This window comes from Pseudomonadota bacterium (assembly GCA_039193195.1).
GTDB lineage: Bacteria > Pseudomonadota > Gammaproteobacteria > Steroidobacterales > JBCBZW01 > JBCBZW01.
In genome coordinates, this window is the sequence record JBCCWS010000002.1 from 157298 (window position 1) to 174177 (window position 16880).

A 16880-nucleotide genomic window follows, 5' to 3' on the forward strand; every position below is an offset into this window, starting at 1 on the left:
CAGTCCGAGAACTGACGTGGGCGTGGATGCTCGAGTCCGCCTCCGGCAGCTGGCAGCCTCGCCGCGGGCGCCAATGTCTCAAATGGACTGAAAAGCGTCGTTTCCGCCACCAGCATCCGCCCTATGCTGGCCTCATGTCAGCACCCATCACCATCGCCACCTTGCTCTACCCAGGGGTCAACGCCGTCGACGTGGCCGGCCCCTGGGAAGCCTTCGCCGCCGCCTTCCGGGCCGACGGCTCCCGCTCCTACGCCCTCACCAGCTGGGGGTTCGGGGAGACCCCCCTGGTCTGCGAGTCCGGCCTCAAGCTCTGGGCCGACCGTGACCTGCCGGACGCGCCGCAGGCGCACACGCTGCTCGTGCCGGGCGGCGTGGGGATACGCGAGCCACGCACCCTGCTCGCCCTCGCCCGCTGGCTGGGGCGTCACGAGCACCGGTTCGAGCGCATCGCCTCCGTGTGCACGGGCGCCTACGCCCTGGCCGAAGCCGGTTTGCTCGACGGGCGTCGCGTGGCGACCCACTGGGCCCACGCGCAGGCGCTGCAAAAGCGTTACCCCGCCATCGAGGTGGATGCGAACTCTCTGTTCCTGATCGACGGCCGCATGTGCTCCTCGGGCGGCGTCACGGCCGGGATTGACCTCACCCTCGAACTGATCGAATCCGACGTCGGCCGCGACGCCGCCGCCGCGAGCGCCCGCGAGCTGGTGGTGTACCTGCGCCGACCGGGCAGCCAGGCCCAGTACTCCGATCCCCTGCGCATGCAGCTCGCCGCCACCGATCGCCTCGGAGAGGTGTGCGCATGGGCGGCCACGCACCTGCACATCGAGCTGCCGGTGAGTCGCCTCGCCGAACGCGCAGGGCTCAGCGAGCGCCAGTTCACCCGACGCTTCCAGGACACCTTCGGCACCCCGCCGGCGCAGTTCGTGAAACGTCTGCGCCTGGATCGCGCGCGCATGTTGCTCGAACAGGGCGTCGCCATGAGCGAGGTGCTGCGAGCGACCGCTTTCGCCAGCGAAGACGGCCTGCGTAAGGCCTTCCGCAGCCACTTCGGTTGCACCCCCCACCAACATGCCGCTCGCTTCAAGCGAACGACCGCGTCAGGCTAAGGAGCCCCGAATGAATCGTCGAGAGCTACTCGCCGCCAGCCTCGCCCTGGCGGGCGTGGCCGCGTGCGGCCCGCGCCGCGGGGCGGCACAAGAGTCCTTCGAGTGTCCGCCCTGCGGGTGCGCGGCCGATGGGATCGAGTTCAGTGCCCCCGGCCAATGCCCGGAATGCGACATGACGCTAAGGCCCATTCATGAGCAGCGCCTCGGCATGGCCCCGACCGCATTGCCCCAAGGCGCGGGACAGTTTCGCCTCCCGGGCGGCGCTGGGCAGGAGAGCGCCGCGATCACGGTCCATTACTACCTACCGCCCGGCTTCACTTCCGATGCGCCAGTGCTGCTGGTGGTGCCTGGCAGTGGGCGGGATGCAGCCGAGTACCGCAACGTGTGGCTCGCGATGGCGCGCAGCAGCGGCAAGCTGATCGCCGCCCTGGAGTACCCCGCCGAGACCTACGGTTTCGCCGAGTACCACATGGGGGGCCTGATCAAGGACCTCACGTTTCCCGATGTACAACCGCGGCGAGTAGGTCGCGGCGAGGTGCTCGACGTGGTCGACGATGGGGACATCGCCTTCGCCGCCAATCCCGATCCGGCGCGCTGGCTGTTCGCCGACTTCGACCGCATCTTCGAGCACTTGAAGCAGGCCACGGGGGCAAGCGCCACCCACTACGACGTGTTCGGACACTCCGCCGGCGCGCAGGTCGCCCACCGCTTCGTGCTCTGCCGACCTCAATCGAAGGCTCGCCGCGTGATCGCCGCCAACGCCGGGTTCTACACGCTCCCAAGCCTTAAGGATGCGCTTCCCGTGGGTCTCAACGGCACCGGCTTGACATCTGAGACACTACTAAATGCATTGGGTAAAGAACTCATCATCTTGCTCGGCGCCGAGGACAACCACGACGGTGCCGGCGGCACCCTGCTCCACTCGCCCCTGGTCGATCAGCAAGGCCGACACCGCCTGAGTCGAGGTCAGTTTTTCTTTCGCACGGCGCAGGCCCTGGCCGAGCGCGAGCAAGCGCCCCTGCGCTGGCACCTCGCCGTGGTGGACGGCGTGGGGCACGACTTTCGTGCGATGAGCGAGGCCGCAGCCCCTTACCTCCTGCAGCCGGATGCCTAGCCGCCTTGACGGCTACGGTGAGCTCGTATCCTCGCCGGAGGCGAAGCCCTGCCAGAAGGTGCCCTCCGGCAGCGTGTCAGACTCGAGCCCGAGAGCGCGGGCGCCCGCCTCATCGACCAGTACCGCGAGGGCCCGCCCGACAGCTGCCCGCTCCGCTTCGCCGAAGCGCTGGGGGATACCCGCGCGGTACCCCTCGCGTAGTTCATCCAGTTGAGCTTCGACGACACCTAAGCCTAACTTAGGCTGTAGGCGAGTCCATTCCTCGTCGGACGAGGCGAGCAAGCGCTTGGCCGCGTAGCTTGCCTCGATGAAGGCCTTCAGGTCTTCCCCATGCGCGCTCGCCCACTCCTCGCGGAACACCCACCCAAGGAGGGGGATCGGCTCGGCGATACCGAGCTCCGGCAACACATCCCGGACACGCACCAACGCGCGGAATCCGCGGGACTGCAAGCGCACCGCATAGTTCCAGTTGGTGATCGCCAGGTCTATTTGACCGCGCTCGAGCAGGTCGTTGAGCAGTGGCGGCGGCGCGAATAACTGATCAGTGACACCGCGCAGGTCCTCGCGTAGGGAGCGCCGCGCGTAGGCGCGCAGGAGAATCCAGTTCTTGTCGTTGGGACCGCCAGAGATACCCACGCGCTGCCCGCGCAAATCGCGCAGGCGCTCGATGCCGGCACCCTCGCGCACGATGAGGCTACCGACCGCCGTGGAGTAGGGGACGAAGGAGTACTCACCGCCGCGCTGGCGCTCGCCCACCACCCACAGCCAATCCCCGACCATCAGGTCGATCTCACCCGCCTGCAGGGCGAGGGTCAGGGCGCTCTTGGAGGCGAGGGGTACGGTGTCGACGCGTACGCCCCGCGCTTCGCCGAAGCCGTGGTGGCGCAGGGTGTCGAGCTCCCAGTTCACCGTGCCGAAGCGCAGCAGCCCCACGCGCACGACGGGCAGCTCGTCGCTCGGTGTGGCTTCGAGCGCGGGCTCTTGCGCCCATGCGGCCGTGCTGGTGAAGCCAATGGCGGCGATCCACGCGAAGAGCGCGGTGATCAGGCGGGGAAACGCCGTGCTCGCCATAGATCCTCCTCGTCGGATCGCGGTAAAGAACGCATCCGCCCGGCGCTTAGGTCTCAGCGCCTCAGGCCCGAGCGTCTGTCCAGCGTGCCAGGCCGCCGTAGCGGAAGGCCAGGGCGGGCAGCACGATCAGGTTCAGCAGGGTGGACGACACCAAGCCACCGATGATCACCACCGCCATGGGCCCCATTATCTCGCGCCCGGGGTTATCACTGCCAATGGCGATGGGCAGCATCGCGAGACCCGTCACCAGAGCAGTGACCAGGATCGACGGCAATCGTTCCTGCGCGCCACGCACCGCCGTCTCCAGGCACCACTCGGCACCCTCTTCGGTGACGAGGTGGCGGTAGTGAGAGAGGAGCATGATCGAATTGCGCACGGTAATGCCGAAGAGCGTCACAAAACCCACCATCGATCCGACGGTGAGCACGCTCCCATCGAGCAGCACCGCGGCCACGCCGCCGACCAGGGAGAAGGGCACGTTGGCAAGGACGAGCGCCGTCGCCTGCACGCTGCGCAACGCCAGCAATACCAGCACCAGCACGCCAGCGCCCGCCAACAGCCCGTACACCAGCAGTTCCCGCCGGGCCTGCGACTGAGCGACCGCCGCGCCGGTGAATTCGATGGTGGTTCCGGGGCTCAAGGATACCTCCTCCAAGATGCGTTCGCGCAACTCGTCCACGTAACCCTGTTGGTCGCGATCGACCACCTGAGCCGTGATCGACTGCACGCGCCGCGTGGCACGGTGAAGAATGTTGTATCGCCCGGTCACCTGGGTGACCTCGGCCACCTCTGCGAGGCGTATCTGGCGGCCATCGAGGGTGGTGAGGGGCAGGGCGAGGAGGTCACTGCGCCGTTGCCGCGCCTCCGGCAGCAACACCACGGCAAGGTCGAAGGCCTGGTTGCCCTCGAACAGGCGGCCGACGAGTGCGCCGCCGAAGGCCACCTGCACCACGTCCAACACGTCTTGCGGGCGAAGCCCGAGATCGCTCAGGGCCTGCGGCCGCAGGCGGACCTGAAACTCCGGTCGACCTGGCGGTGCCCGTACCTGCACCTCCGCCCCGCCCTGCACTTCGCGCATCTGCGCGGCAACGGCGAAGGCCGTGCGATCGAGCTCGTCGAGGTCCGTGCCGTAGACGTTCACCACCACCGGCGCTGTATAGCCGGAGACGGTCTCATCGATACGCTCGATCAGGAAGGTATTGGCCTCGTAGACGATGCCCGGAAAATCATTGAGCACCTCGCGTACCGCATCGAAAAGCTCTTGCTGCTCCGCCCCGCTCAGGTCGCTTTCGAGCGTGATGTCGTACTCGCTGTAGTGGGATCCATAGGTGTCTGCGCCGCGTTCCGCGCGTCCCGCCCACTGGGAGGCCTTGATGACCCCGGGCAGCTGGGCGAAGCGACTGACCAGGGCCGTGCCGATGCGAAGGGATTCGTCGAGGGAGGTGCCCGGCATGCTGGCCGTGTGCACGATGTAGTGCCCCTCGCGCAAAGGGGGCAGGAACGTGGCGCCGAGGCGCGGCAGGGTGAGCAGGGCCCAGGCGAGCAGTACCGCCGTGAACAACGCGGCCAGCGCCGGCACGCGACACACCGCGCGCAGCACCGCTGCGTAGTAGGGCTGCATCCAACGCACCAGGGGCGGCGCCTGGGTGGGTAGATGGCGCGCGTTGGCGAGGAGCACGGAGCATAGCCCGGGCGTGACCGTGAGCGCGACCAGCAAGGACACCAACACCGCGAGGATGTACGCTTGACCTAAGGGATTGAACAGGCGCCCCGCCACCCCGCCCAAGGTGAGCAGGGGAACGAACACCAGCACCACGATAAAGGTGGCGTAGACGACAGATCCGCGCACTTCCATCGAGGCCCGGAAGATCACATCGGCCGCCGACCGGGGAGCCGCCAGGGAAGCGTTTTCACGCAAGCGACGGAAGATATTCTCCGTATCGATGATCGCATCATCGACCACTTCACCTAAGGCGATCGCAAGGCCACCCAACACCATGATGTTGATGCTCGCCCCCACCCCCGTCAGCACAGCGGCCGCGGCGATGAGCGACAGGGGGATGGCGACCGCCGAGATCAAGGCCGCGCGCCCGTCGAACAGGAAGGCGCCCAGCACCACCAGCACCAGCACGGCGCCCACGGCGAGGTGATCGAGAATGCTCTCTAGGGACCGTTCGATGTAGTCCGCCGGGCGGAAGATGTCGCCGTGCAGGACCACGTCGTCCTGCGCCAACACGGGGTCGAGCTCCCCCAGGCGCTGTTCCAAGGCCCGGGTCACCTCCAGCGTGCTGGCGCCGTACTGCCCGATGACCATCATGATCACCGCCGGCTCGCCCAGAATCGCGGCGGCACTGATGCGAGGCGCGGGCGCCTCCATCACCCGCGCCACCTGCGACAGGGCCAAGGTGCCGCCCTCGGCGCGGGTAAGCACGAGGTCGCGCAGGCGGTCCGCCGTGTCCGGCATCCCCGTCAAGCGCAGGGCGAACTCCTGTTGTCCGTTATCGAGGTAGCCGGCCGCCGGCACGCCCACGGCGCGCTCCACCGCGGCTTGCACCTCGGCCAGGGACACTTCGAATCGCTCCAACGCGCGCGGGTCCACCTGTACCTGGAGCTGGCGCTCCTCGCCGCCGAAGACATTGACGTCGGCGACGCCCGGCGTGCTGAGCAGCGCGGGCACCACCGTCCAATCCGCCAGCGAGCGCAGGGCCATGGGCGAGCGCGTCTGCGAGGTGAGGCCGATGGTCATCACCGTGGCCGATGACGAGGCCAGGGGCACGATCACCGGCGCCTGCACTCCGTCGGGCAGGCGATCCGCCGATGCCACCAGGCGCTCGCCCACCAGCTGACGGTTGCGGTAGACGTCCGTGTGGGGCGCGAACACCAGGGTGATGACGGACAGCCCCTGGATCGACTCGGAGCGCAGCTCCTCGAGATCCGTGAGGCCGCTCGAGGCAGACTCGATCGGCTGCGTGACCAGGCGCTCCACCTGCTCCGCCGTGAGCCCAGGGGCTTCGGTCTGCACCACCACCTGGCGCGGCGCGAACTCCGGGAACACATCGAGGCCGGCAGTGGAGATCAGGTAGCCCGCGTAGGCCATCGCGAGCCCGGCAAGCATGACCACCACCCCTCCCTGGCGAGAAGAGAAGCGGACGAGTTGGGTCAGCATTGGGCGGGTGACTCAGGGCGATGACGGTCAGTCGTCGTCATCATCGTCTTCGGTGGGGATTTGCCAGCGATACTCTTCCGACAGCAACGTCGTGGCGCCACTCACCACCACCTCCTGCCCCGGCGCGACGCCGGTCATCGCGAACCAGCCATCGAACTGCTCCGCGGCCTGCGAGAGGTCTTGGCGCGCGTAGGCCACGCCGTGGTCGGCCTCCTCGTCGTCATCCTCACCCTCGACCGCCACGTACACCCAGGGACGACCGTCGTGCCACACCACCGCCTGGCTCGGCACCAGGGCGCCGCGCTCGGCCGTGCCGTCGGCGGCCTCCACCTGCGCCGACAACCGCATACCCGTGCGCAAGCGCTGGCTCGGCACCGAAAGCCACCAGGTCTCCCCCTGCAGGCGGGCGTCGGTCTCGGTGGCGGGCGCGAGTACTTGCGCGGCCAGGCGGCGGGGCGCCCGCCCGGCGCCGTCGGGCAGGCGCACGTCCACGCGGGCAGCCTCGCCCGTGCCCTCGTCGGCGATCAGGGTGCGACCTGGGGGCAAGGTGAGGCGCAACAGCACCCTCTCACGCTCCACCACGGCCCGGATCAGCGAGTCCTCGTCCGCCAACACGGCGTCGGCCAGCTGCGGGCTCCAGGCCTGGGCCAGCTCGTCGCGAATCGTGAGTTGACGAATCTGTTCGGTGCGCACGAGGGCCTGCTGGCGCTGAAACTCGCCTTCGGCGCGGCGCAAGTCCTGGGGGGACACGATGCGCCCCCGCTCGCCGAGCTCCACCAGGCGCCGGTACTCCGCGCGGGCGGTCTGCATGTCCACGTCGGTGACCGACTCGGTGGCCACGGACAGGGCGTACTGGCTGCGGGCCTCGATCAGGGGCACCGTGTTCACCACCTGCACCCAGGCACCGTAGCTCTCCCGCCGCTCGCTCGCCACCAGGGCTTGCGTGCGCACGCCGATGGCGTCGCGCAGCTCGTCGTCGAGCACCACCGCCACCGTTCCACCCTCAAGCACGCGCACCGCCCCCTCGCCTTCGCCCGGCTCGTCGTCGTCATCGTCCGCGAGGAGTGGCCCCGAGGCCAGGACGCCAACGCACAGCAGCAGGCTCCCGAGCAGGCGAGCGCCACGCTGATGCGGACCGGGATCACGACGAGAAAGGAAGCGAAGAAGCACGTGCAGTGAACAGCGGAAAAGGCGAAAATATGAGCGCATACGCTAGCATCGAGGTGCCCGCCAAGGCCAGCTAGGCGCCAGCGGCAGTGGTACCATGCGAGCTCTGCAGATTACGGGCCGGCACGCACGCTCGGGCCCTCTTCGCCACCTAAAACGAAGGCGGTTGCCGCCTAGGGAGCTCTTCTCCATGACTTCGCCCGTGCGCGTCTCCATCACCGGAGCTGCCGGCCAGATCGGCTATCAGCTCTGCTTCCGAATCGCTTCCGGCCAGATGCTGGGTCCCGATCAACCGGTGATCCTGCAGCTGCTGGAAATCCCGCCGGCGCTCGGCGCCCTAGAAGGGGTGGCGATGGAGCTCGATGACTGCGCCTTCCCCACGCTCGCCGGCGTGGTGACCACGGACCAGGTGGAGACAGCCTTCGACAAGACGGACTACGCCATGCTTGTCGGCGCCAAGCCGCGCGGGCCCGGCATGGAGCGCGGGGATCTTCTGATGGAGAACGCCAAGATCTTCTCCACCCAAGGCAAGGCGCTAAACGACGTCGCCAACCGCGACGTGCGCGTGCTGGTGGTCGGCAACCCAGCCAACACCAACGCCCTGATCGCCTCCGCCAATGCGCCGGACCTCGATCCCGCCAACTTCACCGCCATGATGCGCTTGGACCACAATCGCGCCCAGGCTCAGCTGGCCGCCAAGACCGGCACCCACGTTAGCCAGATCCAGGGCCTGACGATCTGGGGCAACCACTCGGCGACCCAGTACCCGGACGTGCACCACGCCAAGATAGACGGCAAGGCCGCCACCGATCTGGTCGAACAAGCCTGGCTTACCGACGACTTCATCCCCACCGTGCAAAAGCGCGGCGCCGCCATCATCGCGGCTCGCGGCGCGTCCTCCGCCGCATCGGCTGCCTCCGCCGCCATCGACCACGTGCGCGACTGGGTGAAGGGAACGGCCGAGGGCGACTGGACCAGCATGGCGATCCCCGCCGATGGCAGCTATGGCATCGAGCCAGGCGTGATCTACTCCTACCCAGTCGCGTGCACGGGCGGGCGCTACGAGATCGTCCAGGGCCTGGACATCAATGCGTTCAGCCGTGAGCGGATGGCGGCCACGGAAGCGGAGCTGCGTGAGGAGCGGGCCGCAATCGCAGATCTGCTCGCCTAGGCCGATCGGGCGGCGCGGCCCCTGCCGGAGCTCGCGACGCCAACCAGCACCAAGGTGATCCGCACGTGACCGTCCTCTGGCTGCTTTTGGTCGCCGGTGTCAGCGTGGGCCTAGCCTACCGCCAGGCATCCCTAGGCCAGAGCACTCTGGTGGGGGTGATTCTGCTCAGCCCCGTTTTGCTGCTGCCCGGCGTGTGGCTGCCCTGGCGCGTGCTCACCCTCCTCGCGCTGCTCACCCTCGGCGTTCTCAACGTCAATGCCTTGCGCCGCGCACTGCTCAGCAAACCCGCCCTGCGTCGCTATCGCAGCGCGATGCCTGCCGTATCGGCCACGGAGCGACAGGCACTAGAGGCGGGCACCGTGTGGTGGGAGGGCGAGCTGTTCGCCGGCCAACCGAACTGGGATCGCCTACTCGGGTGCCCCCGTGTGCGCCTGGATGAGGACGAACGGGCCTTTCTGGATGGCCCTGTCAGCGAGCTCTGCGCCATGCTCGACGATTGGGAGATCACCCACGTGGAGGGCGATCTACCGCCGACGGTCTGGGAGTATTTGAAGAACAACGGCTTCTTTGGGCTGATCATCCCCAAGCGTTACGGCGGCTTGGAGTTCTCCGCCTGGGGCCACTCTTGCGTGCTGGCCAAGATCGCCGCCCGATCGATCACCGCGGCCTCGACTGTGGCCGTGCCCAACTCCCTCGGACCCGCTGAGCTGCTGCTCGAGTACGGCACGGACGCGCAAAGAGAGCATTACCTGCCTCGCCTCGCGAGCGGTCAGGAGGTGCCTTGCTTCGCCCTGACCAGCGCGGAGGCCGGATCTGATGCCACCGCCATCACCGACATCGGTGTGCTCTGCTACGACTTTCACGAAGGCGAGGAGGTGCTTGGCATTCGCCTCGACTTCGCCAAGCGCTACATTACCCTCGCCCCTATCGCCACGGTGATCGCCCTGGCGTTCAAGCTGCGTGACCCAGAGAATTTGCTAGGCGGCGCAGTCGAGCTGGGCATCACGGTGGCGCTGATCCCAGTTAGCACGCCCGGAGTGCGCACGGGGCGCCGGCACTTCCCCCTGAACAACCCCTTCCAAAATGGTCCGGTGTTAGGGGAGCGGGTGTTCATCCCAGTCGACTACATCGTCGGCGGCGCCGAACGTGCTGGCGATGGCTGGCGCATGCTGGTGGAGTGCCTCACGGCTGGCAGGTCCATCTCACTGCCCGCCAACGCGACCGGCGGGGCTCGCGCCGCGCTGGCCGCCAGCAGTGCCTACGCAGCGCTGCGACGCCAGTTCGGTCGGCCCATCGCCGAATTCGAGGGCATCAAAGCACCTCTTGCTCGCATCGCCGGCAACGCCTACCTAATGGAGGCGGCGAACCGCATGACCCTGGCCGCCATCGATCTTGGGGAAGCACCCGCCGTCGCCTCGGCCATCATGAAGTATCACATCACCGAGCTTGGCCGGCAGGTGGCCAACGATGCGATGGATATCCACGGCGGCAAAGCCATCATGCTCGGACCTAAGAACTACCTTGGGCGAGGATATCAGAGCGTACCCGTGATGATCACGGTGGAGGGCGCCAATATCCTGACCCGCTCAATGATCATCTTCGGCCAGGGCGCTTTGCGCTGCCACCCGTGGTTGGCAAAGGAGATGCGCGCCGCCGCAGGCAACCCCGAGGAGCAAAGCGAAGGCGATGCCGTTCGCTTCGACCAGGCCCTCTTGGGACACCTAGGCCATACGCTGACTACGGCGGCACGGGCCTTTGTCGACGGCGCCACGCGGGCGAGGTGGGTGCCGACACCGGGCGAGGGTGGCGTGCGGCGCTACTACCAACACACGACGCGTATGAGCGCCGCACTGGCCTTCGCCACGGAAGTGGCACTCAGCACCTACCAAGGACGCCTGAAGCGCCACGAGGCGGTCAGCGCACGCTTGGGGGATGTTCTCTCCGCGCTCTACCTGACGAGCGCGGCACTGAAACGCTTCGAGGACGAGGGCTCCCCGGAGGAGGATCTGCCCGTTGTGCGCTGGTGCTGCGAGACACAGCTTTCACGCGCCCAAGGGGCCCTCGCGGCGCTGGTCAGCAATCTGCCCGGACGCGCAATCCGGGCCCTGGCGCAGCTGGTCCTGCTGCCAGGTGGTCGGGACCTGCGGCCGCCCTCGGATGCCTTGACCCACCGAGTCGCCGAGCTCATGACCACCTACTCAAGCACGCGCTTACGCATCGTCGAGGGCACCTATCTAGCTCGCGAGGCACACAATCCTATCGGCCTGCTCGACGGTTTGCTGGAGGAGCTCGACGCACTGACCCACTTGCAGGAGCGACTTCGCACGGCCATCCGTGAAGGCCGTGTGGCAAAGGGTGAGGGATCGAAGTGGACCGACCAGGTCACTGCGGCCGGGCGCGCCGGTGTGCTGGAGGCGAGTGAGGTCAGGACGCTCACCGAACACGCCGAGCGCGTGAGCGAGTTACTGGCCGTCGACGACTTCGACAGCTACGAACTCGGCACCCGGCGCAAGCGACCGGTGAAGGGCCCTCGCGGCAGCCGCAGTGTGGCGGGGACCTGACCGACGGCATGAGCACACGGTGCGGCAACTGCGGTGCAGAGCTGACGGGCGATTACTGCTACGCCTGCGGCCAGCCGCGCAAGAGCCCGATCATGTCTATCGGAGACCTTACGCGCGAATACCTGCGCGATGTGTTCTCTCTGGATTCACGCGCTTGGCGCACCCTTGCCTACCTGATGTTCCGTCCCGGCGCGATGACGGCTGACTACCTGTCGGGGCGGCGCCATGCCTACACTCCGCCCGTACGCCTTTACCTGCTCACGAGCCTGCTTTTTCTCGCTATCTTCACTGTCCCACTTCTCGTCGAAGGGCTGGGGGAGAACTTTCAGATCACCACCTCGATGGCGGTAGGGACCGATGGCGAATCCGTGTCTTCGAGCGCCGTCGAAAGCAGCGCGGACCTCGGCGACGCGCAGATCGAAGAGACCGCACGCAACGAGGCGCCGCAGGTCACGCCCGCTGCGCCAGCCGCCAGCGCTGTTGAGACGCCCAGCGACCCAGTGGGGCCGGCGGAGGATGAGTGCGCTGACCTGGACATCGAGATGGAGGGCATCAGCGCACCGTGGCTGCGCGCGCTGCTGCGCCAGCGCGCTGAACGTGCCTGCCAACTCCTTACCCGAGAGGGAGGGCCACAGCGCTTCGCGGGCGAGTTTCTCGACGCCCTACCGGCGATGTTGCTCGCCATCCTGCCGCTGATGGCCCTGTCGCTCAGCGTGCTCTACCTGTTCAGCGGCCGCCGGTACGTGGAGCATCTGATCCTGCTCGCCCATTACCACTCGTTCGTGTTTCTGCTGGTGGGTCTCACGGTGCTCCTCGCCGGCCTGCCCCTGTGGGGTTGGATCAAGGCGCTGCTCATCACCTACACCTCGGTATACACGCCGTGGTACCTGTACCGTGCCATGCGCACCGTCTATGGCCAGGGGCGCATACTCACGGCCGTAAAGTTCTCGCTGCTCAGCTTCGCCTACACCGTGGGCCTGGGCACGGCCCTGATCATCGGCCTGGTCTTGGCGGTGGAGTCGTTCACGCGCTGAATCCGACACCGTCAAAACCGCTAAGGTGTTGGGCAAGAGCACGCTTGTCCTTTAGTTCCTTCGGGAAGGAGTTCCCTCAGATGTTTCGATCAACTTGCGCCCTGTGCGCTGCTGCGCTCGCGCTTCTGTCAGGCGCTGGCGCCTCTGCCGCCGGATACCGCCTAGCGCCGGCCGATGCATCGGTAAACTTCATTTCGACCAAAGCCGGCACTGTTGCCGAAGTTCACCGCTTCGCCAATGTGACCGGTCGCCTGGGCGAGGAGGGTGGCGTTCGCCTGGTGATCGACCTTGCCAGCGTGGATACCGCCATCGAGGTACGAAACGGACGCATGCGCGACATGTTGTTCGAGATCGGCCGCTTCCCCGAGGCCATTATCCGTGCCGACATCGATCCTGCGCTCTGGCACGACCTCGCCCCAGGCGAGCGCAACAGCATCGAGGTGCCCGGTTCCCTCGCCCTGCACGGTGAGGAGGGCAAGATCCGCCTCGTAGTGGACGTGGTCGGTGCCGCCGACGGTGGACTCATCGTCACCAGCCGGCTGCCGGTGATCGTCAACGCTGGGCAATTCACCCTGGCCGAAGGGGTGGAGCGCCTGCGCGCCGTGGCTGGGTTGCCGAGCATCAGCCCGGCAGTGCCCGTGACCTTCGCCCTGCACTTCCGCCCCCAGGAGTAGGGTCGCGGCGCGGTCAGCGAGTCGATATGGGCGTCGCTCAAACGCCCGAGCGGGCGATCCTGCACGTCGACATGGACGCGTTCTACGCCTCCGTCGAGCAGCGGGATCGGCCCGAACTACGCGGCAAGCCACTGGTCGTCGGCGGCACGACCAATCGAGGCGTCGTGGCTGCGGCCAGCTACGAGGCACGCCGCTTTGGGGTACGTTCGGCGATGCCCATCCGTCAGGCGCTCGAACGATGCGCCGAGCTCGTACGTGTCCCGGTTCGCATGGCGCGCTACAGAGAAGTCTCCTCGCAGGTGTTTGCTATCTTCCACGAGCACGCCTCGCAGGTACAAGGACTCTCCCTGGACGAGGCCTACCTAGACGTTACCGAGGCCGTGACCACCAGCAACATCGAGACCATCGGTAAGCTCATCAAGGACCAGATCAAAGCGCGCACAGCACTCACCGCCTCCGTGGGCATGGCCCACAATATGCTTCTCGCCAAGATCGCCTCTGATCTCGATAAGCCTGATGGTTTCGTTCACATTCGCCCGGAAGAGGCGAGCCAGGTACTGGCCGAGCTGCCCGTGAGACGCCTAGCAGGGATCGGTCCACGAACGGCGGATCGCCTCAAGGAGATTGGCATCGATACGCTGGCGCAGCTGCACGCCGCCAGCGAAGCACGCCTTAGACCTGTATTGGGTAATCATGCTCGCGTGGTTCGCGATCGCGCTGTCGGCATCGACCATCGACAGGTAGTCAGCGATCGTGAAGACCGCAGTGTCAGCGCCGAAGACACCTTCGAGCGGAACATCACCGCACCAGCGGGACTGCACGAGGAGCTGACCGTGCTCACGGCCCGCGTCGTCGAACGGCTCAACGCCAAGGGCCTGCGCGGCGCGCTGGTGCGCGTCAAGATCCGCCGCCGCGATTTCACCACCCTCACCCGCCAACGGCGCATAGCGCCACCGACCGACGATGGATCGAGCCTGCTCGCCGTGGCCCAGGAACTGCTCGACGAGTGGATCGCCAGTGAGCCCCAGTTCAGCGTGCGCTTACTCGGCGTCGGCGTCGGCGAACTGCAGCAGCGCGATCAACTGGATCTGTTCGGCGCCTGACGAACTCATCTGACGCTGGGCGTGAGCCGGCCCACAAGTCTCGCCCCGTAACTCCATCGAGCCTCAACATCATCTCGCCAGCGCCGTTAGCGAAGGCAGGAGTGGAAGAGCCACGAGGCCTGCATGTCGTTCCCGATCAACCCCCCCGCGGAGCTGTTTCCGAGCCCGCCGCCCAGCTCACCGGAACCGCCGCAGGTGGCCCCTGTGGCCGCGGCAAGCGAGAGCGGTAGCGCAGGCGATGCAGGTCAGGCAGGCGTCGGCAGCCAGGGTGGGAATGCGCGACGAGAAGGCGGTGAACGACCGGGGAAATCGCTCTCGGATGCGCGCGAGCAGGTCGCCGGCGAGGCTCGCGAAGTTCAGCCAACCCTGACCGAGGCGGAGCAACGCGAGGTGCGCGAATTGCGGGCAAGGGACCGCGAGGTTCGCGCGCATGAGGCCGCCCACGCGGCGGCGGCGGGCAGCTTGGCGCGGGGCGCGCCCACCTACACATACGTGCGAGGGCCGGATGGGCGACAGTACGCCGTTGGCGGTCAAGTACTGATCGATACCAGCCCAGTCGCAGGAGATCCCCGCGCTACGCTGGAGAAAGCCCAGCGCATTCGACGCGCTGCCCTGGCCCCAGCCGAGCCGTCAGCACAGGACCGGGCGGTGGCCGCCGCGGCGACGCAAATGGCCGCTCAAGCCCGCGCGGAGCTCAACCAAAGCAGCGCAAGCAACGGCGCCGAGCAGGATGGGGCCACCCGACGAGGGCTCTCGATCTACGCAGAGGTGGCGGGGATCGAGCCGCCGAAGGCCACGCCAGCCTCCCCTGCAGCTCGCGGCCTTGTTTGATCGACTCGCAGCGAACTCCCTGAATTAGCTGGTTTCGCGGTACACTGGCCGGCCGTTTGAAGCATCGCGGCCCGCCGCTTTCGTCCATGTACACGAGCTATTTCGGCCTTCGTGAAAAACCGTTTTCGATCACGCCCGACCCTCGCTTCCTGTATCTCAGTGAGCGGCATGCGGAGGCGCTCGCGCATCTCCAATATGGGGTACTCGAGAGCGGAGGCTTCATTCAGCTCACGGGCGAGGTAGGCACCGGCAAGACCACAGTTATGCGGGTTCAGCTGGCCAAGCTTCCCGAGCAGGTTGAGGTCGCCGCCATTCTCAATCCGCAGGTCGATCTTATCGGGTTCCTGCGCACGATCTGCCACGAGTTCGGCATCACCCCCGCCGAGCAGGACCACAAGTCGCTGCTCGACGCCCTCAACGCTCACTTGCTCCTGTGCCATGCAAAAGGCAAGCGCGCGGTGCTCGTCATCGACGAGGCGCAGAACCTCGATCGCTCCGTACTGGAGCAGATCCGCCTGCTGACTAACCTGGAGACGGAAACGGCCAAACTCCTGCAGATCATCCTGATCGGCCAACCGGAGCTGCGCGAGACCTTGGCCCGCACAGATCTGCGCCAGCTCGCGCAGCGGATCACGGGCCGCTACCACTTAGGGCCCTTGTCGGCCCAGGAGACTGCCGACTACGTGCGCCACCGCCTGGATGTGGCCGGCGCGACCACCGACATCTTTGCGCCCGCCGCCTTGCGAGAAGTGCACCGGGTCTCCGGCGGCGTCCCGCGCCTGGTCAACGTGGTGTGCGATCGCGCCCTGCTCGGTGCTTACTCAAAGATGGAACGCCAGGTGAGCCCGCGCCTCGTACGTCGTGCGAGCGAAGAGGTGCAGGGACCGCGCATCAACCCCCGCGACGGGCAAGGGCCTGGTTGGGTGCCGCTGGCCGCCGCCGCGGGTATGGCTGCCGTGGCCACTGGCCTCGGCGGCTGGTGGCTGGCGAACAACGGTGCGCCGCTACCGCCCAACGCCGTCGCTGAGACTCGCGAGGCTAGGGTGGCGCTCGAGCCCTCTCCTCCGCCGACCGCTGACGCCTTCGCATCTGCGCAGACCGACTCGACGCGCTCGGCGACCGCCATCGACACGAGCGACCCTGTTGCGGCAGCAGAGCAAGCCCCACCTGCGCCCTCCCTGGACGAGCTGCTGGTGACCTACGCGAGCGAGACAACCACGGCACGCGCCTTCGACGCTCTGTTCGCGCGTTGGGGTCTACCTGGCGTCGCTCTGGATCAGGAGCCCTGCGACTGGGCTCGCCGAGAACGCCTGCGCTGCGAAGTCCAGCTCGGCTCTTGGGCCTTGCTGGAAGCGATGAACCGACCGGCGATCCTCTCTCTGGTCGACCTCGGCGGGGAGCGTCATCACGTCGTGGCCACACGCTTGGAGGCCGGAGAGATCGACCTGCTGATCGGCGATGAGTCGTACACGCTCGCGCTCAACGACGTAACGCCGCGGTGGATGGGTGAGTATCTGCTCCTGTGGCGCCCCCATCCGGATGCGGACGGCCTGCTGCGCCCCGGCTCGCGAGGGCCTGGCGTCGCTTGGCTTCGAGAATCACTCACCAGCCTGTCAGGAGAGTCCCTACTCACGAGCGGCTCGACCACGCCAGATCTGTACGACTCTGCGCTGACCGCGCAGGTGCGTGACTTTCAGCGGGAGGCGCGACTAACCGTGGATGGCTTGGCCGGCTTACACACCTTGATCGTGCTTAACGCCGCCCTCGAGCCTGACGGTGTCCCTACCCTATCAGACAGCCGTGCCACGGATGGCACGAGCAGTGGCGACAGTGCCCGCTTTGCGAGCGGCCGCCGATCGTCCCCTGGTGAGCAGGAGTAAGT

12 protein-coding genes are annotated in these 16880 nt (G+C 67.2%); 9 read left to right on the forward strand and 3 right to left on the reverse strand.

Going from position 1 to position 16880, the window contains the following annotated elements:
* Nucleotides 1-134 precede the first annotated feature (134 nt).
* Nucleotides 135-1106, forward strand: coding sequence for a helix-turn-helix domain-containing protein (locus AAGA68_02955; GenBank protein MEM9383991.1), 972 nt, complete (start codon nt 135-137; stop codon nt 1104-1106).
* 10 nt (nt 1107-1116) lie between these two features.
* Complete coding sequence (locus tag AAGA68_02960) at nt 1117-2220, forward strand: hypothetical protein (GenBank protein MEM9383992.1); 1104 nt, start codon at nt 1117-1119, stop codon at nt 2218-2220.
* Between the two features lie 12 nt (nt 2221-2232).
* Here AAGA68_02960 and AAGA68_02965 read toward each other — a convergent pair whose 3' ends face one another.
* The 3 genes from AAGA68_02965 to AAGA68_02975 all read right to left on the reverse strand — a co-directional run bounded on the left by AAGA68_02965 (nt 2233) and on the right by AAGA68_02975 (nt 7666).
* Nucleotides 2233-3291: an ABC transporter substrate-binding protein gene (locus AAGA68_02965; protein ID MEM9383993.1), complete on the reverse strand. Its 1059-nt coding sequence runs from the start codon at nt 3289-3291 to the stop codon at nt 2233-2235.
* A gap of 61 nt (nt 3292-3352) precedes the next feature.
* Nucleotides 3353-6457 carry an efflux RND transporter permease subunit gene (locus tag AAGA68_02970; GenBank protein MEM9383994.1) on the reverse strand — a complete coding sequence of 1035 codons (3105 nt, stop codon included), beginning with the start codon at nt 6455-6457 and terminating at the stop codon, nt 3353-3355.
* A gap of 27 nt (nt 6458-6484) precedes the next feature.
* On the reverse strand, nt 6485-7666 hold the full coding sequence (locus tag AAGA68_02975) for a hypothetical protein (GenBank protein MEM9383995.1): 1182 nt from the start codon (nt 7664-7666) through the stop codon (nt 6485-6487).
* Between the two features lie 148 nt (nt 7667-7814).
* Here AAGA68_02975 and AAGA68_02980 point away from each other — a divergent pair, with 148 nt between their 5' ends.
* The 7 genes from AAGA68_02980 to AAGA68_03010 all read left to right on the forward strand — a co-directional run bounded on the left by AAGA68_02980 (nt 7815) and on the right by AAGA68_03010 (nt 16878).
* Nucleotides 7815-8795 carry a malate dehydrogenase gene (locus AAGA68_02980; protein MEM9383996.1) on the forward strand — a complete coding sequence of 327 codons (981 nt, stop codon included), beginning with the start codon at nt 7815-7817 and terminating at the stop codon, nt 8793-8795.
* Between the two features lie 65 nt (nt 8796-8860).
* A complete protein-coding gene (locus AAGA68_02985) occupies nt 8861-11356 on the forward strand; it encodes an acyl-CoA dehydrogenase (protein MEM9383997.1) in 2496 nt (831 codons plus the stop codon).
* An 8-nt stretch (nt 11357-11364) separates the two neighbouring features.
* The gene (locus tag AAGA68_02990) at nt 11365-12390 is read left to right on the forward strand and encodes a DUF3667 domain-containing protein (GenBank protein MEM9383998.1); all 1026 of its coding nucleotides are present in this window, start codon (nt 11365-11367) and stop codon (nt 12388-12390) included.
* Between the two features lie 80 nt (nt 12391-12470).
* A complete protein-coding gene (locus tag AAGA68_02995) occupies nt 12471-13064 on the forward strand; it encodes a YceI family protein (GenBank protein ID MEM9383999.1) in 594 nt (197 codons plus the stop codon).
* A gap of 26 nt (nt 13065-13090) precedes the next feature.
* Nucleotides 13091-14167, forward strand: a complete 1077-nt coding sequence (gene dinB, locus AAGA68_03000; protein MEM9384000.1) for a DNA polymerase IV — start codon at nt 13091-13093, stop codon at nt 14165-14167.
* A gap of 123 nt (nt 14168-14290) precedes the next feature.
* A complete protein-coding gene (locus tag AAGA68_03005; GenBank protein ID MEM9384001.1) occupies nt 14291-14998 on the forward strand; it encodes a putative metalloprotease CJM1_0395 family protein in 708 nt (235 codons plus the stop codon).
* An 86-nt stretch (nt 14999-15084) separates the two neighbouring features.
* The gene (locus AAGA68_03010) at nt 15085-16878 is read left to right on the forward strand and encodes an AAA family ATPase (GenBank protein ID MEM9384002.1); all 1794 of its coding nucleotides are present in this window, start codon (nt 15085-15087) and stop codon (nt 16876-16878) included.
* The last annotated feature ends 2 nt before the right edge of the window (nt 16879-16880 follow it).

Excerpts from the sequence above, each read along its gene's own strand:
- AAGA68_02955 (MEM9383991.1), top strand. The coding sequence starts at position 135 with ATGTCAGCACCCATCACCATCGCCACCTTGCTCTACCCAGGGGTCAAC.
- AAGA68_02960 (MEM9383992.1), top strand. The coding sequence starts at position 1,117 with ATGAATCGTCGAGAGCTACTCGCCGCCAGCCTCGCCCTGGCGGGCGTG.
- AAGA68_02965 (MEM9383993.1), bottom strand. The coding sequence starts at position 3,291 with ATGGCGAGCACGGCGTTTCCCCGCCTGATCACCGCGCTCTTCGCGTGG.
- AAGA68_02970 (MEM9383994.1), bottom strand. The coding sequence starts at position 6,457 with ATGCTGACCCAACTCGTCCGCTTCTCTTCTCGCCAGGGAGGGGTGGTG.
- AAGA68_02975 (MEM9383995.1), bottom strand. The coding sequence starts at position 7,666 with ATGCGCTCATATTTTCGCCTTTTCCGCTGTTCACTGCACGTGCTTCTT.
- AAGA68_02980 (MEM9383996.1), top strand. The coding sequence starts at position 7,815 with ATGACTTCGCCCGTGCGCGTCTCCATCACCGGAGCTGCCGGCCAGATC.
- AAGA68_02990 (MEM9383998.1), top strand. The coding sequence starts at position 11,365 with ATGAGCACACGGTGCGGCAACTGCGGTGCAGAGCTGACGGGCGATTAC.
- AAGA68_02995 (MEM9383999.1), top strand. The coding sequence starts at position 12,471 with ATGTTTCGATCAACTTGCGCCCTGTGCGCTGCTGCGCTCGCGCTTCTG.
- dinB (MEM9384000.1), top strand. The coding sequence starts at position 13,091 with ATGGGCGTCGCTCAAACGCCCGAGCGGGCGATCCTGCACGTCGACATG.
- AAGA68_03005 (MEM9384001.1), top strand. The coding sequence starts at position 14,291 with ATGTCGTTCCCGATCAACCCCCCCGCGGAGCTGTTTCCGAGCCCGCCG.
- AAGA68_03010 (MEM9384002.1), top strand. The coding sequence starts at position 15,085 with ATGTACACGAGCTATTTCGGCCTTCGTGAAAAACCGTTTTCGATCACG.